We start from the raw sequence: 18,428 nt of genomic DNA, 5'->3' as shown, positions 1-18,428 counted from the left end.
CGGACGTCCTGATCAGCTGCCGAAGGACACGATGGGGAGGGCCGTGGTCGCGGTGTCGTCGGGAGAGCCCGCGCTGGGGTCGCTGCTCCTCAGCAGCGTGACCTTGGCGGAGGTGCCGAGGGTCCGCTGGCGTCCGGCCGTGAGGCGCGCATAGGCGAGGGACGATCCCGACGGCGTCCCGTGGTCATCGCCCCCGCGGCCGGAACGGTCGGAGCGGTCGTCCGGGTGGGCATCCGGGTGGCTGTCGGCGTACGTGTCCGAATGGGCCTTCGTGTGCAGCGACGAGTGGTCCGCCGTGTGGCCGGCCGTGCGGTGCGGCGCACGGCCTGCAGCCGGATCGTAGGCCGAGCTGCCGGTCCTTCCGGGCTGGTCTCCGACGCGGCCGTCGCTGTCCTCGTGCCCGGCGATGTCGACCTCCGACCCGTCGTCGGCCGCACCCGTGAGTCCTCCGCGCGCGTGCGCATCACGGACCTCGCCACCGTCGATGGAATGGTGCCCGGAGTCGCCGTCGATGGCGGCCCCGAGTGCGGGGGAGGGGTGCACCGACACCTCGTGGGCTCCGGACAGCTCCTCCCGCCCTGCGGGGTAGTGGTCGTCGGTTCCCAGTTCGTTGCCCCACTCGAGGCGCTCCTCGTGGGCCTGCCGTGCGCGCTCGGCGGCTTCGCGCTGTTCGTGCTCGATCGACTCGACGTCCTCCTCGAGGGTGGCGAGCATGTCCTCCGCCTCATGGATCATCGCGGCGTCCTCGAGGGCGACCCCGCGCACGAGCCACTGCGCCAGGGCGAACTCGGCGGCGAGTGCGGCACGGCGGGACAGATGGGGGTCCACGGCGGTCGCCCGTGCCTCGGTGTACGCCGCGTAGACCGCGTCGACGAAGGCGGTGTCCTCGGCAGCGGCGAGCCACGCGAAGTCCTCGGCCGGATCACCGATGCACAGGTCGGTCCAACCGGTCACGGCGGATACCCGGCCTGCAGCGATGAGGAGGTGGTCCTCGTGCAGGTCGCCGTGCACCACCGTGGGGCTGAACCGCCACAGGGCCACGTCCTCGAGGGCGTGCTCCCACCGGCGCAGCAGGATGGAGGGGATCTTCCCGGTCGTGGCCGCCTGGTCGAGTTCGTTCAGCTTGCGCTGGCGGTACTCGTTCGCTTCGTAGCTGGGCAGGTCCGCGCGCTGCACCATGTCCTTCGGCAGCTCATGGATCGCGGCGATGACGCGCCCGAGTTCCTGAGCCATCCGGCGTCCGCCGGCGGTGAGCGCCTCCAGCGGACGCGTGGTCCCGGTGAGATGGGAGTAGACGAAGGTGCTGAGCTCGCCCTGGCGCACGCTTCCAGCCATGTGGGGGATCAGGAAGGGCAGTTCCGCTTTGACCGCGGGTGTGAAGGCACGGAGGGCCTGCAGTTCGGTCTCGAGGCGCATGCTGGCCTCGGGATGCCTGGGAGAACGGACCCTCCACTGTTTCCCTGAGTCGTCGACCAGCAGGGCGGAGTCGAAGTCGGCTGCATCGTCGGGAGCACCGGCGACGCCGGTCGGAGCCAGGCCAGGTACCGCGGCGCTGGCGATGGCAGCAAGTTCCATGGGTGTCCGTTTCACAAACTCCACCGTAGGCCGTCTGCGCCCGGGCCACACAGTTCCGGTGCGGCGAGTCGCCAGATGCACTACTCGTCTTCAGGGCCGCACTACTCCTCCACGCCCGCCCCCCGAAATGGGTTTTGGGAGAGCAAGAACGTACCGTATAACCATGACCGATCCGCTCCGGACCCTTGTGCTGCCACCCCTCGGATCGCTTCCGCTGTCACGGGCGGACTCCGACCGCGACGGCGACTCGAGGACCACCGAGGACTTCCTCGATACCCTGTGGGCCTCGCCCGACACCCTGGTCCTCCCGCTCGCCCGCGGGAAGGCGCCGGTGGAGGGGAGCGCGCTCCGGCTCGTCCCGCCCAGCGCCGTCCAGCGTCCCGAGGTGGTCGTCTATCTCGGCCGCATCAACGAGGGTGCAGCGGATGCCGGACGGAGGGTCCTGCTCGCGGTCGTCGCCGAAGAGGACCCCGCTCTCGCCCCCGTCGACCAGTGGCTGGGGCTGCGGGAGATCGCCGCGTCTCTGGACGCCCGCGACACGGGGCTGTTCGTCGCAGCCGCCGCCATCGCCAACTGGCACTCCACGCACACCCACTGCCCCCGGTGCGGCACGGGAACGGTGCTGCGCGCCGCCGGGTGGGTGCGCCTGTGTCCCGAGGACGATTCCGAGCACTACCCGCGCACCGACCCGGCGATCATCGTGTCCGTGATCGACGACGACGACAGGCTGCTGCTCGGATCCGCCGTCGCCTGGCCCGAGGACCGGTTCTCGACGCTCGCCGGTTTCGTGGAGCCGGGCGAGTCGCTCGAAGCCGCGGTCATCCGCGAGGTCGGGGAGGAGTCCGGGATCGAGGTCCAGTCCCCGCAGTACCTCGGGTCCCAGCCGTGGCCCTTCCCCGCATCGCTCATGCTGGGCTTCACCGCGCGGGCGGTCACGACCGATGCCGTCCCCGACCGTGAGGAGATGCGCTCGCTGCGGTGGTTCACGCGGGAGCAGCTGTTCGCCGAGGTGCGCGACGGGAAGATCGCGGTCGCCGGTGGTGTGTCCATCGCCCGCGCCCTGATCGAGCGCTGGTACGGCGGGCCCCTCGACGAGGAGCCGTCGGAGGGTCGTCCCTAGTGTCCGGACTACTGCTCGAGGACAGCATCCTCGAGGGGCTCGACGACGAACAGCGGACGGTGGCGAGCACGCTCGCGGGACCGCTCTGCGTGCTCGCCGGAGCAGGCACGGGCAAGACCCGTGCCATCACGCACCGCATCGCCTATGGCGTCCACACCGGCGTCTACAAACCGCAGCAGGTGCTCGCCGTGACGTTCACGGCGCGTGCGGCGGCCGAGATGCGCACCCGGCTCCGCGACCTCGGAGCGGGCGGAGTGCAGGCTCGGACCTTCCACGCCGCGGCCCTCCGCCAGCTGCAGTACTTCTGGCCCCAGGCCGTCGGGGGGCCCCTGCCGGCGCTGGTCGACCACAAGGCACAACTGATCGCCGAGTCGGCGCGGCGACTGCGGCTGTCGACCGACCGCGCCGCCATCCGGGACGTCGCGGCGGAGATCGAATGGGCGAAGGTCTCCATGCTGACGCCGGATGCGTACTCGGCTGCAGCTGCGGGCCGGGCGGAACCGGCGGGGATGGACCTCACCACGGTCTCCCGGATCTTCTCGGCCTACGAGGACCTCAAGATCGACCGCAACCTCATCGACTTCGAGGACGTCCTGCTGACCACGGTCGCCATCCTCGAGGAGGATGAGAAGGTCGCGGCGACCGTCCGGGCGCAGTACCGGCATTTCGTGGTGGACGAGTACCAGGACGTCTCGCCGCTCCAGCAGCGCCTGCTCGACCTCTGGCTGGGGGAACGGCGTGAGCTGTGCGTGGTCGGTGACGCCAGCCAGACCATCTACTCGTTCACGGGAGCGACGTCCCGGCATCTGCTCGACTTCACCAAGCGCTACGAGGGGGCGCAGGTGGTGAGACTGGTCCGCGACTACCGTTCGACTCCCCAGGTGGTGCGCGCTGCCAACACCCTGCTGGCGGCGCGGAGCAGCGAGGCCGACCGGAGTGCGGTCGGGACCACGTGGTCCGCGCCCCTGGAGCTGGTCGCGCAGCGCCCGTCGGGACCCGAACCGGCCTTCACCGAGTGCAGCGACGACGAGGCCGAGGCCGCGGAGTGCGCGCGGCGCATCGGCGTCCTGCTCGACCAGGGCGTGAAGGCCAGCGAGATCGCGATCCTGTACCGCACCAACGGCCAGTCGGAGGCGTACGAGCAGGCCCTGGCAAGCGCGGGCATCGGCTACCAGCTGCGCGGCGGCGAGAGGTTCTTCCAGCGGCGCGAGGTCCGCGACGCCCTGCTGCAGCTCCGCGCCGCGGCACGTACCCAGGGCGACGACGACGTCCCCCAGCAGGTGCGCGACGTCCTCGCCTCGCTCGGCTACACCTCCGTCGCACCCCAGAACTCAGGGGCCGTGCGGGAGAAGTGGGAGTCACTCGCCGCCCTCGTCGGGCTGGCCGACGAACTCAACAGGGTCCGCGGGCCGGAGGCCTTCACCCTGCAGCTGTTCGTCGCAGAGCTCGAAGAGCGGGCCGCGGCCCAGCACGCGCCGACGGTGCAGGGAGTCACCCTGGCATCGCTGCACTCCGCCAAGGGGCTCGAGTGGGACGCGGTCTTCCTCGTCGGGCTGAGCGAAGGGCTCATGCCCATCTCGTTCGCCGACACGCAGGAGGCCATCGACGAGGAACGCCGGCTCCTGTATGTCGGCATCACCCGTGCCCGCATCCACCTCTTCCTCTCCTGGTCGACCTCGCGCTCGCCGGGCGGACGAACCAGCAGGAAGCCCTCACGGTTCCTCGATGCGCTGCGCCCGGCGACCGCCGGTCAGGCATCCTTCCGCCAGCCGCGGGCGAAGAGCAATCGCAAGGCGTCGTCGCCCGCCGTCTGCCGGGTGTGCAAGCGGCCCCTCCTCACCGGGTCGGAGCGGAAGATCGGCCGCTGCAACGACTGCCCTGCGAGCTACGAGGAACAGACGTTCGAAGCGCTCCGCGCCTGGCGGCTCGTCGAGGCCCGCGAGAAGGACGTGCCCGCCTTCGTCGTCTTCACCGACGCCACGCTGGTCGCCATCGCGGAGGCGAAACCGCAGACGCTGGACGAGCTCGGAGAACTGGCAGGAGTGGGATCCGCGAAGCTCGAGCGGTACGGCGAGGCCGTGCTCGAGATCATCAGTGACAACGCCTGAGGCCGCCGGACCGCGGGGCGCGGCGCGGCTGCCGGTCGAAGTCCGACGGTCGGCGCGGCGCAAGCGGACCGTGAGCGCCGACATCCGGGACGGCGTCCTCCGCGTCTCCATCCCGGGCTCCTTCTCCGCGAGCCAGGAGCGCCACTGGGTCGAGCGCATGGTGGAGCGGATGTCGGCCAAGTACTTCGACACCCCCGCGATCGACGACGACCGGCCCGTGCCTGCGCTTCTCCAGCGGGCGGAGCGGCTCGCGGAGCAGTACCTGGGCGGCAGGGGAGTGCCGGCGACCATCGGGTGGGTGACCAACCAGAATTCGCGGTGGGCGTCCGCCACCCCTGCCCACCGTTCCATCCGCCTGTCCCACAAGCTCCAGGGGATGCCCGACTGGGTCGTGGACTACGTGATCCTGCACGAGATGGCTCACCTGATCGAGCCCTCGCACAACGCCGACTTCTGGGACCTGCTCACGGCCTACCCGCGGACCGAGACGGCCAAGGCCTTCTTGGACGGGGCGGCCTTCGCGGCGCAGCGCAGCCTGACGGGTGGGCAGGAGGACTTCTGACCGGACGCGACGCGCCGACCCGCGTCCGGCCCAGTCCCGGGACGGACGCGGGTCGGACGGACGCGGGTTGGACGGACGCGGGTTGGACCGACGCCTGCGTCAGCGGTCGCCGGTGCCGCCCGCGGGTCCGTCCTCGGGTCCGTCCTCGGGGTCCGATCCCTCGTCGGAGACGCTCGACGGCCCGGTGCCGCTGTCGGTATCCGCCGCGGGCGTTCCCCGGGTGGCCTCGCCGGAGCCCTCGCCCACAGCGGCGTCCTCGTCCTTCGGCTCGAAGCCGCCGGACAGGAGGCGCTCCAGTGCTGCATCGACGTCGGCGTCGGAGGATTCGATCAGCCGGCGGCGCTCCGAGAAGCCGGCGGGGTCATCGAGGTCCTCGGCGGTGGGAAGCAGGTCGGGGTGCTGCCACAGGGCGTCGCGCCCTGCGATGCCGCGCTCCTCCGTCAGGAGCGACCAGAGCGCCGAGGCATCGCGCAGGCGGCGCGGCCTCAGTTCCAGCCCGACGAGCGACGCGAACGCGTGCTCGGCCGGTCCGCCGGTCGCCCGGCGGCGCCGGACCATCTCCCGCAGCGCGCCGGCGGAGGGGAGGTTGGCCGCAGCGGCCGCCGTGAGCTGGTCGACCCAGCCCTCGACGAGGGCGAGCGTGGTCTCGAGCCGCACCAGTGCGGCGTCCTGCTCGGGGGTCCGCTCCGGCATGAACACGCCCTGCGAGAGGGCGCCCTGCAGGCTCTCGGGGTTGGTCGGGTCGATGTCCCGCGCGGCTTCCTCGATCTTGCCCATGTCGATGTGGATGCCCCTCGCGTACCGCTCGATGCTGCCGAGGAGGTGACCTGTGAGCCACGGAATGTGCGTGAACAGCCGGACGTGGGCCGCCTCGCGGACGGCGAGGAACAGCTGGACCTCCTGCTCGGGGATGTCGAGGCCCGCACCGAAGGCCGCGACGTTGGCGGGCAGCAGAGCCATCCGTCCCTCGGCGAGGGAGATGCCGATGTCCGTCGATCCGACGACGTCCTTGGAGAGCGCGCCCACGGCCTGCCCGAGCTGCATGCCGAACATCGCGCCGCCCACGTTCTGGAGCATCGAGGCGGGGCCGCCCATCATGCCCATCATCGACTTCATCTCCTCCGGAAGCTGCTCGGAGATGACGTCGGACAGGGCCTTGGCGATGCTCGTGGCAACGGGCTCGGTCAGACGGCGCCACGTGGACATGGTGGCCTCGACCCATTCCGCGCGCGACCAGGCCCGTCCGAGCTGGCCCGTGCTCGGGAAGTCGGTCACCGGGTCCAACCACAGCTCGGCGAGTTTCAGGGCCTCATCCACGCTCCGGCGCTGCAGCGACGTGACCGAGGGGTCGTTGTCCGACGCGGCCACACGGCGCGCCTGGTCGTGGGCCATCTGCCAGTTCACCGGGCCCTCGCTGGGCGTGGAGAACATCGCCTGGACCTGCTGCATCATCATGGCCATGGCGGCCGGGTCGGAGGGCAGGCCTGCCGCCTTCGCGATCTCCTGGGGGTCGAAGCCCCCGGCCCCGCCGCCGAACATCTTCGCGATCTCCTGGGGGTCGAAGCCGCCGGCCCCGCCGCCGAACATCTTCGACAGCATCTCGGACAGGGGGTCCTGGGGCGTGTCGTCATCGTCGTTCGAGGGGTTGGATGGGTTGGTCACTGATACCACCGGTCCTGGGAGTAGCTTGGCGGGTCCGGGCGGGAGGGCATCACCACTCCTGCCCGGCTGTGGAAGACACGCTACCGGCCGGGCCGTGCCGCTGTCCCTCGTGCCGGAGGCCGTTCGCTGAGGGCAAAGCCGTGCGGAGCCGTACGGAGCGGTGCCGGCTGATGGACGGTGTCCCGGGCAGCCGGGGTCGGTGCAGGGCTACTCTGGTTGTGCCGGTATGGTGCTGATCGCCCAGCGCACGGCAGGCGACCTCCGCGCCCTCCAGAGACCCGCGCCCTACAGAGAGAAGCACAGTGACGCAGCCTGTCCACTTCGAGACCTACACCCCCGAGGAGCCCTCCCGGCCCAGGGACCCGCGCTTCCGCGCGATGGCGGTGTCCGGGGGCCTCGCCGTCGTCCTGTGCGCAGCCGCGGTGCTCCTGCCGTCGCCCTATGTCATCGAGTCGCCCGGGCCGACGTTCAACACCATCGGCGAGATCGACGGACAGCCCCTCATCCACGTCGAGGGCAGGGAGAGCTTCCCGCCGCAGGGCGAACTGGACCTCACGACGGTGTACGTGAGCGGCGGACCGAACGGCCGGGTGAACGTCCTCGACACGTTCCGGGCCTGGGCGGATCCCGACGAGAACGTCCGGCCCGAGCAGCTGGTCTATCCGGAGGGAACGACGTCGTCCGACGTGCAGGAGCAGAATGCGGTGGCGATGACGTCGTCGCAGGAATCAGCGATCGCTGCCGCGCTGTCCCACGAGGACATCGCCTACACCGAGGAGCTGTCGGTCGCCGGACTCGCCGCGGGCTCCGCGTCCGACGGGGTCCTGAAGGAAGGGGACGTCCTGCGCACGATCGACGGGGAGGAGATCGAGACCATCGAGACCCTGCGATCCGTACTGCGTAACGCCGGAGGAAAGCCGGCCACCCTGTCGATCGTCCGGGACGGGGTCGAGGACGAGGTCTCCGTGACGCCCCGGCGGTCGGAGGAAGGGAACTACCAGCTGGGCATCCTGCTGGCGTCCACCTTCGACTTCCCGTTCGACGTGACCATCCAGCTCGACAATGTCGGGGGTCCGTCCGCCGGCCTGATGTTCGCGCTCGGCATCATCGACACCCTGACGGAAGGGGACCTCACCGGCGACCGCCACTTCGCGGGGACCGGGACGATCGATTCCACCGGCGCCGTCGGCCGCATCGGCGGGATCGCCCAGAAGCTCGTGGCGGCACGCGCCGGTGGCGCGGACTTCTTCCTGGCTCCCGAGGGGAACTGCGACGACGTCGTCGGTCACATCCCGGACGGACTGACCGTGGTGAAGGTGGCGACGCTCGACGAGGCCTTCGACGCCGTCGAATCACTGGGCTCAGGCGGCGACCCGGCGGGACTGCCCGCCTGCTGAACCGGCAGGACGGGCGCATCGCAGCGGGCCGGCCCCTCGGCTGACACGGTTGGATGACACGGTTGGATGACGATCCCGGCAGGTCGGCCGCCCGCGGGAACCTAATTGGTCCGCCTGAGCGTGAACAGGGCAGAATGAAAACACGAAGGGCGGACCTGCGCGCTGTCTTCTGCCCGTCCCGGGCTGGGGAGCGAAGGGGAACACCGGTCATCGTGACCCGCAGCAGCAGCTAACGATGAGGTAGATGTGACATCCGGACCAGACCGTCCGTTCGGCAGTAGGCCGAGCCCAGCAAGTGCTTCACCAGGCCGGCGCCGCAGCCCGCTGATCCCGACGATCATCGTCGTGGCGGTGATCGTCATCGCCTTCGTCTATCTGTCCCAGGTCTACGCGGACGTTCTCTGGTACCAGCAGCTCGGGTTCCTCGAGGTCTTCGTCACCGAGAACCTGTCCCGGATCGTGCTGTTCGTCGTCGCGTTCCTCATCATGGCCGGTGCCGTGTACTTCAGCCTGCGCATCGCGTTCCACAGCAGGCCCATCTACGCACCCGACAGCGCCATCCAGGACAACCTGAACCGCTACCAGGCGCAGCTCGAGCCGATCCGGCGCCTGCTGATGCTCGGTATCCCCGTGGTCCTCGGCGCCTTCGCGGGCACCGCCGCCTCCTCGCAGTGGCAGGAGGTGCTGCTCTTCCTGAACCGGGTGCCGTTCGGCAAGTCCGACCCCGAGTTCGGGATGGACTACGGGTTCTACATGTTCACGCTGCCGTTCCTCAGCTTCGTGACGGGCTTCCTCATCAGCGTGGTCATCATCAGCGCGATCGCCACCGTCCTCACCCACTACCTGTACGGCGGGATCCGGCTCGAGGAGAAGGGCCTGTTCACCACGAAGGCCGCCCGCGTGCACATCGCCGTCGTCGCGGCCCTCTTCCTGGTCCTGCAGGGCGTCAACTACTGGCTGGACCGCTACGACACGCTGCTGAACCAGGGCACCTGGGCCGGCGCGCTCTACACCGACGTCAACGCGGTCATCCCCACCAAGGCGATCCTCGCTGTCGCCGCCGTCATCGTGGCGGTCCTGTTCGTCGCATCGGCCTTCATCGGCCGCTGGCGCCTGCCGCTGATCGGCACGGCGATGCTCATCATCACGGCCCTGCTCGCAGGCGGCGTCTACCCAGCCATCGTGCAGCGCTTCCAGGTGCGCCCGTCCGAGCTCAGTCTCGAGGGCGAGTACATCGACCGGAACATCAACCTGACCCGGGAGGCATACGGCCTCGACCAGGTCGAGGTCGAGGCGTACAACCCCGAGGCGGTCCCGCAGGCCGGCGCACTGGGCGACGACGGGGAGACCACGGCGAACATCCGCCTGCTCGACCCGAACCTCGTGTCCGACGCCTTCAGCCAGCTCCAGCAGTTCCGCCAGTACTACCAGTTCCCCGAGACGCTCAACGTTGACCGCTACGAGATCGACGGCGAAGTCCAGGACACCGTCATCGCCGTGCGGGAACTGGACACCAACGGTGTACCGGAAGGGTGGGTCAACGAGCATGCCTTCTACACCCACGGCTACGGCGTGGTCGCCGCGGCCGGTTCGACCGTGGAGCCGGACGGCCGGCCGTCCTTCCTGCAGTCCGGGATCCCCTCGACCGGTGTCCTCGGTGACGAGTCCACCTATGAGCCCCGCATCTACTTCGGTGAGGACTCTCCCGAGTACTCGGTCGTCGGAGCGCCGGAAGGACAGGCTCCCGCCGAGATCGACCGCCCGCAGAACGAGAACTCCGAGGACGAGTCCCGCACCACGTTCGACGGCGACGGCGGGCCGGATGTGGGCAACGCCTTCAACCGCCTCGTGTATGCGCTGAAGTTCCAGTCCACCGACCTCCTGCTCTCCAACCAGGTGAACAGCGCGTCGCAGATCCTCTACGACCGCGACCCCGTGGAGCGCGTCCGCAAGCTGGCTCCCTACCTGACGCTCGACGGCAACAGCTACCCGGCGATCGTCGACGGCAGGGTGAAGTGGATCATCGACGGGTACACCACCAGCGCCAACTTCCCCTACTCCACGCAGCAGGAGCTGGAGTCCGCGACGCAGGATTCGCAGACGGCCGAGGGCCTCGCGACGGCTCTTCCGGCCGAGCAGGTCAACTACATCCGCAATGCCGTGAAGGCCACGGTCGACGCCTACGACGGCTCGGTGGACCTGTACGCCTGGGACGACCAGGACCCCATCCTGAAGTCCTGGCAGAAGGTGTACCCGTCCTCTCTGAAGCCCTACAGCGAGATGTCGGCGGACCTCATGGCGCACGTGCGCTACCCCGAGGACCTCTTCAAGGTGCAGCGCGAACTCCTCGCCCGCTACCACGTCACCTCCACGGACGAGTTCTACAACAACAGCGAGGCGTGGAACGTGCCGGCCGACCCGGAGGAGAGCGCGGACGGTGCGGCGACGACCGCGACGACGGACCGCCAGCCGCCGTTCTACCTGACACTGCAGATGCCCAATCAGGACGAGGCCGCGTTCTCGCTGACCACGCCGTACATCCCCTTCGTGCCGACGGGCCAGACCCCGAGGAACGTGCTGTACGGCTTCCTCGCGGCCAACGGGGATGCCGGCACCGGCGAGGACGGCGTCAAGAGCGAGAACTACGGGCGCCTCACGCTCCTCGACAGCTCGGGCCAGGACTCCGTGGTCGGTCCCGGCCAGGCGCAGAACCTCTTCAACTCGGACACCACGGTGTCGCAGGAGCTCAACCTGCTGCGCCAGGGCGCGTCGGAGGTCATCAACGGCAACCTGCTGACCCTGCCGATCGGTGGCGGGATCGCCTACGTCCAGCCCGTATACGTGCAGTCCTCGGGCAGTTCGTCCTTCCCCGTCCTGCGGAGGGTCCTCGTGAGCTTCGGTGACAACGTCGGGTTCGCACCGACGCTCGCCGAGGCACTCGACCAGGTCTTCGGCGGAGACTCCGGAGCGACGACGGGCGACAGCGAGAATGTCGGCGAGACCCCCGAGGACCCGGCAGCGCCCCCTGCCGAGGACGGCGGCGAAGGTGCGACGCCGACGCCGACCCCCACCCCGTCCGCAGGGGGAGGCGCCGGGACGGACGATCCGGCGGCGGACCTCCGGATCGCGCTCAACGATGCCAACACGGCGATCAAGGAGGGGAACGCTGCGCTCGCGGCCGGCGACTTCGCTGCCTACGGTGAAGCGCAGGACCGCCTGCAGGACGCGCTCCAGCGGGCGCTCGACGCCGAGGAACGCGTCTCGGCGGGCACCGGGCAGTAGCCCCGGAGGGGCGGGCAGCCGCCCGATTTGCCTTCACGCCCCGCGGCCGGTAACGTTGGTTACACGCCGCGGGGTGGAGCAGTTCGGTAGCTCGCTGGGCTCATAACCCAGAGGTCACAGGTTCAAATCCTGTCCCCGCAACGAAGAAAAGTCCGGCCCACCACTGGTGGGCCGGACTTTTTGCTGTGTCCACGTCTTCTGTGCCCTGCGCCGGCGCTTCCTCCGGCGCAGGGCACCGGAGGAAGCGCCGGGCTTCAGCTCTCCGACAGGGCCTTGTACGCGCTCAGAGCGCGCTCCCGGCTCTCCTTGAGGTCGACGACGGGTTCCGGGTAACCGGGTGCCGCGCCCTTCCATGGTTCGTGGACGTTGTCCGCGTCCGCCAGTTCGGGTACGAACCGCACGAGGTACTTCCCTTGGGGGTCGAATTTCTTGCTCTGCAGCACCGGGTTGAAGATGCGGAAATAGGGGCTGGCATCGGCACCGGAGCCGGCGACCCACTGCCAGCTCGCGGCGTTCGACGCGGCGTCCGCATCCACCAGGCAGTCCCAGAACCACTTCTCCCCGACGCGCCAATCGATCATGAGGTTCTTGATGAGGAAGGACGCCGTCGCCATGCGGACGCGGTTGTGCATCCAGCCGATCTCCCACATCTGGCGCATCCCCGCGTCGATCAGCGGGTATCCGGTCTGTCCACGCTGCCACGCGTCGAGCTCGGACCTCGTCGAGCTCTCCCATGCGAAGGCGTTGAACTCGGGACGGTAGTTCACGGTCGGCAGCTCGGGGTGGAAGTACAGCAGCTGCCAGCTGAACTCCCGCCAGCCGAGCTCGGAGCCGAAGACGCGGATGTCCTCGGCCGTCGAAGGGTCCTTGGAGTCCTGGGCGGCATGCCAGACCTCGAACGGGCTGATCTCCCCGAACCGCAGGTGGGGCGAGAGCATGCTGGTGCCCTGGACCGCGGGCAGGTTGCGGTTGTCCTTGTAGCCGCGGGCCCCCTCGAGGAAGTCGTCCAGCCGCGCGTGTGCCCCCGCCTCGCCGGGTGTCCACGTGTCGCGGAGTCCCTGCGCCCAGTCGGGGGACGGGAGGAGCCCCAGGGCGTCGAGGTCGTCGGAAGGCAACTGCGGCCCGCGCAGGGACTCCGGGGCCGGGAGGGGCTTCCGGGGGGTCCGCGAGGCCAGGCAGGCCCGCCAGAACGGTGTGAAGACCTTGTAGGCCCCTCCCGTCCCCGAGGTGACCTCCCACGGTTCGTACATCAGGTTGGCCTGGTAGCTCGTCGCCTCGACCCCGTGATCCGCCAGGGCGGCCTTCAGCGCGGCGTCCGTGGTGCGCTCTGCCAGCCCGTAGCGCCGGTTCCAGGCGACGGCGTGCGCCGAGGACTCGGCCACGACCCCGGGGAGCACCTCCGCTGCCGCTCCCCGGCGCAGGACGAGGGGTATGCCGAGGTCGGCGAGCGACGCCGCCAGCGCCGCGAGCGAGTGGTGCAGCCACCACTTCGAGGCGCCGCCCAACGGGCGGATGCCCTCTGTGTCCTCGTCGAGGACGTAGCAGGCGACGACGTCGTCCCCGCTGTCCGCGGCCGCGGCGAGCGCGGGGTTGTCGGAAATACGGAGATCATCGCGGAACCACACCAGTGTCACGGCCATGCCCTCAATCTACCCGGGCGCCCTCAGCCGTGATCCGCGTTGACAAGAAGGGAACCACGGCCGAAAAGCCGTGGTTCCCTTCCTCGATCCGCTGATGGAATCCGCGCGGCGGATCCGCGGGTCAGTAGGTGGTTTCGCCCGTGGTCGAGGGAGCGCCGGCCGTCGCGTCGGTGGTGGCACCCTGACCGATCGCCGACTGCGTGCCGGAGCCGGACTTGAGTGCGGCGAGGCGCGCTTCGATCTCGGTCTGCTCGCCCAGGTCCTCCAGGCTCTCGAACTGCGCGTCCAGGCTCGACGACGCGAGCTCCTGCTGTCCTCGGACCCGAGCCTCCTCGCGCCGGATCTTCTCCTCGAAGCGGCCCACCTCGCTCGTCGGGTCCATGAAGTCGATGCTCTTCACGGCGTCGTGCACCTGCTGCTGCGCCTGGGCGGTGCGCGCGCGGGCGATGAGCTGGTCACGCTTGGTGGTCAGTTCGCCGAGCTTGCCCTTCATCTGGTTGAGGCCGTCCTTGAGCTTGTCGACGATCTCGGTCTGCGACGCGATGGTCGGCTCGGCGCCCTTCGCCTCGTTCTCCGCGGCCATCTGCCGCTGGATGGCCACCTTGGCCAGGTTGTCGAACTTCTGGGCATCCGCCGTGTCGCCGGATGCACGGTACTCGTCGGCCTTGCGGGAGGCCGCAAGCGCCTTGTTGCCCCAGCTGCGGGCGTTCTCGACGTCCTCGTTGTAGTCGTCCTGCATCATGCGGAGGTTGCCGATGGTCTGCGCGACGGCGCTCTCGGCCTCGGCGATGCTGTTCGTGAAGTCGCGGACCATCTGGTCGAGCATCTTCTGCGGATCCTCCGCCTGGTCGATCAACGCGTTGATGTTGGCTCGCGTGAGCTGGGCGATCCTGCCGAAAATTGACTGCTTTACCATTGATTTCCCTTTCGATTCTTCCGAATAGTGCGTCCTGCTGGTGGAACCGGCGAAGCGGCCTAGAAGTCGCCGCCGCCGCCCCCAAAGTCACCGAAGCCGCCGCCGCCGCCGTCGAACCCGCCGAAGCCGCCGCCGCCGAAGCTCCCGCCGTCGCCGCCGAATCCACCGCCCCCGTCGTCGCCGCCGTAGCTTCCGCCGAACCCGCCGCCGAAGCCTCCGCCACCGTTGAGGATGGACCCGAGCAGGATGCCGCCGAGCAGCGCCCCGCCCATGCCGTCGCCCCGGCCGCCGTACATACCGCCCATGCCCATACGGCCCCGGCCGAAGCCCTCCACGTCCTGCTCGGCCAGCTGGGCTGCCTGATCGGCCAGCACTGCCGCCTGCTGGGCGTGGGACAGTGCCGTCACGGGGTCGGAGCGCTGGAGGTCCACGGCGTAGTCGAGGTTGCGCTCGGCTTCAGCCAGCCGCGTCCGTGCTTCGCTGCCCACTCCGCCGCGCCGCGCCCGGATGTAGTCGGCTGTACCCGAGATGCCGGACTGCGCGGCGATGATCGCGTGCTGGAGGGAGTCCTGGGCTCGCCGGACGTTCTCGGCCTGGTCGCGGACGCCACCGAGGGCTGCGTCGAGCTGGGAATGGGCGGCTTCGAGCCGCTGCAGGAGCGCCACGGGGTTGCTGCGCCCGCGCTGCAGCTCCTGCCGCACGGTCGTCACCGCGGACTGCACGGCCGCGACCGGTCCCGCCAGGTCGCGGTACTGTCCCGTCCGGTCCATGGCCTGGGCCTGGGCGAGATCCTGCTCCGTCTCGGGGAGGGCATGCTCGAGCTCGCGCTCGGCCGCCGCCAGCTCCTCGGCACGCTTGTCGATCGCGTCCAGCAGGACCGTGCTCTGGTGGACCGCTTCCTCCGCGGCCCGGACTGCCACGACGGCCCGTCCCGTGTCGCCGGCGGCCATGCGCGACTGGGCTTCGGAAGCGGCGCTGTCGACGAAGGAGAGCCGTTCGCGCGCCTGCTCGATGTTGTCGGCCACCTGGGAGGTCGCGGTCTCGAGGTAGCGGCCCTGCAGAGCGCGGAGCGACTGCTCGGCCGCGGCGAACCGTCGGCCTGCCTCGCCGGCGGCGGCCTGCGCCCGTCGCAGGGCGTCCGGAGCGTTCCGCTCGAGCTCGCGCAGCGAGTCGAAGTCCGCCTTGTGTGCCTGCAGGGACGAGTTGACGTCCTCGCACCGGCGGATGATCTCGCCGAGCCATTGGCGCTGCTGCTGCTCGGTGTCGGGGATGTGGTCGTCGAGCTGCTGCTGCAGCTTGAACGACTCACTCATGTGCTGCCGTGCCGCGGCGATGTCCTGCGAGAACGTCGTGATGGCTTCCCTGCCGTACTGGGCTTCGGCGAAGCCCAGTTCCTGCTCGCTGGACTTGATGGCGTCGTCGGCGGCGACGAGCAGGCTCCCGGCGCGCTTGCGCAGGTCCTCGACGCTCACCGAGGCAAGCGGATCGACCACCTCGCCACTGGCGGAGGGTACCGGCCCGTAGCCGTACTCCTCGCGCTTCCTCTGTGCGCCGCTGCCGCCGCGGTTCTTGAGCAGCATGTACCCGCCGGCGCCGGCCACGGCGACGAGTCCGCCCACAAGGGCGAGGCCACCGAGGGCGCTGCCGCCGGTCGAACCGGTGCTTCCCGTCGGCTTCCCTCCGGCGGAACCGCCGGCGGAGCTGCCCGCGAGTGCTTCCTCGGTGCCCTGCACCGCGGCCAGTCCGGCCCCTGCGAAGTCCCTGCCCTGCTGCAGTTCGGGCCCGATGAACTGGCTGTAGATGTCCTGGCCCTGTCCGCCGATGGCCGAACCGCTCCCCACGACGTAGGAGGCGGCTCCCTGCTCGACGGCGATCGCCAGAAGTCCCTCGTTCGAGGTCTGGTCGTTGAGCTGGGCCGTCGTCGTGGCCCACTGGTTGCGATCCGTCGGGTTCTCGAAGGTATCGACGTAGGCGACCCGGACCGTGAAGCCCTCCTGCGACCGCAGCTCCTCGATGGCCGCCTCGAGCTCGCTCTCCTCGCCCGGACTGAGGACTCCCGCAGTGTCGGTGACGTAGTCCCCGGAGGGGAAGGTGATCGGCTCGTCGGCGAAGGCCGCCGCGCTCGAGACAAAAGGGACCGCCACGACGGCACCCAGGACAGCAGAGACGCGGATGCGCCTGCTCATCATTCGCATTTTCGACCCTTCAGCACGTCCCCCGGACCCTACCGGTCCCAGGACTGGGGTCGGCGGACGCCGGAGGCTCCCTGTCTTCCCGATTCTATGGTTGGGCTCCGGGAGCGTCCACCACCGCACCTATGCCCCTAGCGAAAGCGCGACGACGCTACGCTCTGCTTCCCGTCGGCATTCTCCGCACCCCCCAGCACGACGGCGGCCGGCGGATCGCCCGCCCGGCCCCGCCGCCCCAGCGGTGGGCAGGGGATACTGGGGGAGTCGCGATCCTTCTGCAGCTGGTCTGCACCGGGTCCAGTGACAGCAACTTCTCAGAAACCGCACAGCAAACGCATGCTTGAGGCTCAGCGAAGGTTGCCATGATGTGGTCAACAGCAACGAAAGGACCTCCCATGAACGAGCAGCCGGGCACTCCGGGCGCCGCAGATCGCCCCCTTCCTCCGCAGCCTTCCAACCCGCCGTCATGGGGGACGGGCCGGAACGATCAGCACGCGGCGACCGGCCGGCCGGGTCCCGAAGGGCAGCACGACGCGGGACGGGCGTCCGGGGACTCCCCGGACACGACGGTCCAGCCGGCCGCAGCTACGCCGACCGCGCAGCATCCCGCCGTCTCCGGTCCTGCGCAGGGGGGCCAGCACCAGGACTTCGCGCAGGACGCTCCCCATCCCGCCTACGCGGGGCACCAGCCCTTCTACGGCGGCCAGAGCGGCAGCTACCCGTCCGCCCCGCAGCACGGACGAGCGGGGACGAGGGAGCGCAAGCGCGTGGGGCTCGCGACCTTCGCCGCAGGAGTCCTCGCTGCCGGGCTCATCGGCGGCGGCGCGGCGACGGCCGCCTACACCGTGCTCGATGACAGCTCGCCCGTCAGTGCATCGCAGACCGCCCCCGAGTCGATCGTGGTGAACAACACCGAGGACGTCAACACCATCACGGGGGCTGCGGTGACGGCCTCGCCGAGCGTCGTCACGATCGCCGTCAGCGGCGGTAACGCCGGCGGCTCCGGATCGGGCATCATCCTCGACACGGACGGCCACATCCTCACGAACACCCACGTGGTCACCCTGGGCGGGCAGGTCTCCGACCCGACCGTCGAGGTCAAGCTCAACGACGGACGCGTCTTCCCGGCCACGGTGGTCGGAACCGATCCCCTGAGTGATCTCGCGGTGGTCAAGATCGACGCCCCCGACCTGACCGCGGCGAACCTCGGGAACTCCGACGAGCTGAACGTCGGTGACACCGCGATTGCCATCGGTGCTCCGCTCGGCCTGAGCGGAACGGTCACCGACGGCATCGTCTCCACCCTGAACAGGACCATCAGCGTGGCGTCCTCGGCCGTGCCCGAGGATTCGTCGGACAGCACCGAGTCCCCGGACGGTGAAGGCTTCAACTTCCTGCCGCCGGGCGGATCCGGGTCGCAGCAGACGCAGGCACAGGGCTCGATCTACCTCAACGTCATCCAGACCGACGCCGCGATCAACCAGGGCAACTCGGGCGGCGCGCTCGTGGACACGGACGGGAAGATCATCGGCGTGAACGTCGCCATCGCATCGGCCGGCTCCGGCGAGTCCACCGGCAACATCGGAGTGGGTTTCTCGATCCCGATCAACTATGCGGACCGCATCGCGAAGGAGATCATCGCGAACGGTGAGGCGACCCACGGGTTCCTGGGGGTCAGCGTCACGCCGGCCTCCGACGACGGGTCCCAGAGCACGTCCACCTTCTCGTCCGGCGCGCTCGTCGAGTCGGTCGAACCGGATTCACCTGCGGAGGACGCCGCGCTGCAGGTGGGCGACGTCATCACCAAGGTGGGGAACTTCACCGTCAGCGACCCGCAGTCCCTGACGGCCGCGGTGCGGATCCAGACGGTGGGACAGCAGGTACCGGTGGAGATCACGCGGGGAGGAGAGTCCCGCACCGTGGAGGTCACGCTCGCTCAGGCGCCGACCCCATAGGTTTACCCGGCGGGCCTGCCTG

At 69.8% G+C, this 18,428-nt stretch carries 11 protein-coding genes and 1 tRNA gene; 7 read left to right on the top strand and 5 right to left on the bottom strand.

The window, feature by feature from the left end:
• Window positions 1-12: 12 nt before the first annotated feature.
• Window positions 13-1,575 (bottom strand): phosphotransferase, encoded by a 1,563-nt coding sequence (locus ACX80I_RS02815; protein ID WP_459343639.1) that lies wholly within the window; start codon window positions 1,573-1,575, stop codon window positions 13-15.
• 163 nt (window positions 1,576-1,738) lie between these two features.
• On the opposite strand from ACX80I_RS02815, the gene nudC reads away from it, so the two are divergent.
• Genes nudC through ACX80I_RS02800 form a run of 3 tightly spaced genes read left to right on the top strand, consistent with a single transcriptional unit; the run spans window position 1,739 to window position 5,365 of the window.
• Window positions 1,739-2,695: an NAD(+) diphosphatase gene (nudC, locus tag ACX80I_RS02810; RefSeq protein ID WP_459343638.1), complete on the top strand. Its 957-nt coding sequence runs from the start codon at window positions 1,739-1,741 to the stop codon at window positions 2,693-2,695.
• Window positions 2,695-4,803 carry an ATP-dependent DNA helicase UvrD2 gene (locus tag ACX80I_RS02805; RefSeq protein WP_459343637.1) on the top strand — a complete coding sequence of 703 codons (2,109 nt, stop codon included), beginning with the start codon at window positions 2,695-2,697 and terminating at the stop codon, window positions 4,801-4,803. The genes nudC and ACX80I_RS02805 overlap by 1 nt, the downstream gene beginning before the upstream one ends.
• The gene (locus ACX80I_RS02800; RefSeq protein ID WP_459343636.1) at window positions 4,790-5,365 is read left to right on the top strand and encodes a M48 metallopeptidase family protein; all 576 of its coding nucleotides are present in this window, start codon (window positions 4,790-4,792) and stop codon (window positions 5,363-5,365) included. The genes ACX80I_RS02805 and ACX80I_RS02800 overlap by 14 nt, the downstream gene beginning before the upstream one ends.
• A 99-nt stretch (window positions 5,366-5,464) precedes the next feature.
• Here ACX80I_RS02800 and ACX80I_RS02795 read toward each other — a convergent pair whose 3' ends face one another.
• On the bottom strand, window positions 5,465-6,964 hold the full coding sequence (locus ACX80I_RS02795; protein WP_459343903.1) for a zinc-dependent metalloprotease: 1,500 nt from the start codon (window positions 6,962-6,964) through the stop codon (window positions 5,465-5,467).
• 365 nt (window positions 6,965-7,329) lie between these two features.
• Here ACX80I_RS02795 and ACX80I_RS02790 point away from each other — a divergent pair, with 365 nt between their 5' ends.
• The 3 genes from ACX80I_RS02790 to ACX80I_RS02780 all read left to right on the top strand — a co-directional run bounded on the left by ACX80I_RS02790 (window position 7,330) and on the right by ACX80I_RS02780 (window position 11,847).
• The gene (locus ACX80I_RS02790; protein WP_459343635.1) at window positions 7,330-8,424 is read left to right on the top strand and encodes a YlbL family protein; all 1,095 of its coding nucleotides are present in this window, start codon (window positions 7,330-7,332) and stop codon (window positions 8,422-8,424) included.
• A 246-nt stretch (window positions 8,425-8,670) separates the two neighbouring features.
• Window positions 8,671-11,706 carry a UPF0182 family membrane protein gene (locus ACX80I_RS02785; protein WP_459343634.1) on the top strand — a complete coding sequence of 1,012 codons (3,036 nt, stop codon included), beginning with the start codon at window positions 8,671-8,673 and terminating at the stop codon, window positions 11,704-11,706.
• Window positions 11,707-11,773: 67 nt separating this feature from the next.
• Window positions 11,774-11,847, top strand: a tRNA-Met gene (locus tag ACX80I_RS02780).
• A gap of 113 nt (window positions 11,848-11,960) precedes the next feature.
• Here ACX80I_RS02780 and ACX80I_RS02775 read toward each other — a convergent pair.
• The 3 genes from ACX80I_RS02775 to ACX80I_RS02765 all read right to left on the bottom strand — a co-directional run bounded on the left by ACX80I_RS02775 (window position 11,961) and on the right by ACX80I_RS02765 (window position 16,448).
• A complete protein-coding gene (locus ACX80I_RS02775; protein WP_459343633.1) occupies window positions 11,961-13,346 on the bottom strand; it encodes a cryptochrome/photolyase family protein in 1,386 nt (461 codons plus the stop codon).
• 121 nt (window positions 13,347-13,467) lie between these two features.
• Window positions 13,468-14,262, bottom strand: a complete 795-nt coding sequence (locus tag ACX80I_RS02770) for a PspA/IM30 family protein (protein WP_459343632.1) — start codon at window positions 14,260-14,262, stop codon at window positions 13,468-13,470.
• A gap of 59 nt (window positions 14,263-14,321) precedes the next feature.
• Window positions 14,322-16,448: a TPM domain-containing protein gene (locus ACX80I_RS02765; RefSeq protein ID WP_459343631.1), complete on the bottom strand. Its 2,127-nt coding sequence runs from the start codon at window positions 16,446-16,448 to the stop codon at window positions 14,322-14,324.
• A gap of 398 nt (window positions 16,449-16,846) precedes the next feature.
• On the opposite strand from ACX80I_RS02765, the gene ACX80I_RS02760 reads away from it, so the two are divergent.
• A complete protein-coding gene (locus ACX80I_RS02760; protein WP_459343630.1) occupies window positions 16,847-18,406 on the top strand; it encodes a S1C family serine protease in 1,560 nt (519 codons plus the stop codon).
• The last annotated feature ends 22 nt before the right edge of the window (window positions 18,407-18,428 follow it).

This window comes from Arthrobacter rhamnosi (genome assembly GCF_054510855.1).
This window is presented reverse-complemented; position numbering and strand designations above follow the sequence as displayed.

Coding starts and splice junctions, on each gene's coding strand:
- ACX80I_RS02815 (WP_459343639.1), bottom strand. CDS start 1,575: ATGGAACTTGCTGCCATCGCCAGCGCCGCGGTACCTGGCCTGGCTCCG.
- ACX80I_RS02765 (WP_459343631.1), bottom strand. CDS start 16,448: ATGAGCAGGCGCATCCGCGTCTCTGCTGTCCTGGGTGCCGTCGTGGCG.
- ACX80I_RS02795 (WP_459343903.1), bottom strand. CDS start 6,964: ATGCTGTCGAAGATGTTCGGCGGCGGGGCCGGCGGCTTCGACCCCCAG.
- ACX80I_RS02770 (WP_459343632.1), bottom strand. CDS start 14,262: ATGGTAAAGCAGTCAATTTTCGGCAGGATCGCCCAGCTCACGCGAGCC.
- ACX80I_RS02775 (WP_459343633.1), bottom strand. CDS start 13,346: ATGGCCGTGACACTGGTGTGGTTCCGCGATGATCTCCGTATTTCCGAC.
- nudC (WP_459343638.1), top strand. CDS start 1,739: ATGACCGATCCGCTCCGGACCCTTGTGCTGCCACCCCTCGGATCGCTT.
- ACX80I_RS02760 (WP_459343630.1), top strand. CDS start 16,847: ATGAACGAGCAGCCGGGCACTCCGGGCGCCGCAGATCGCCCCCTTCCT.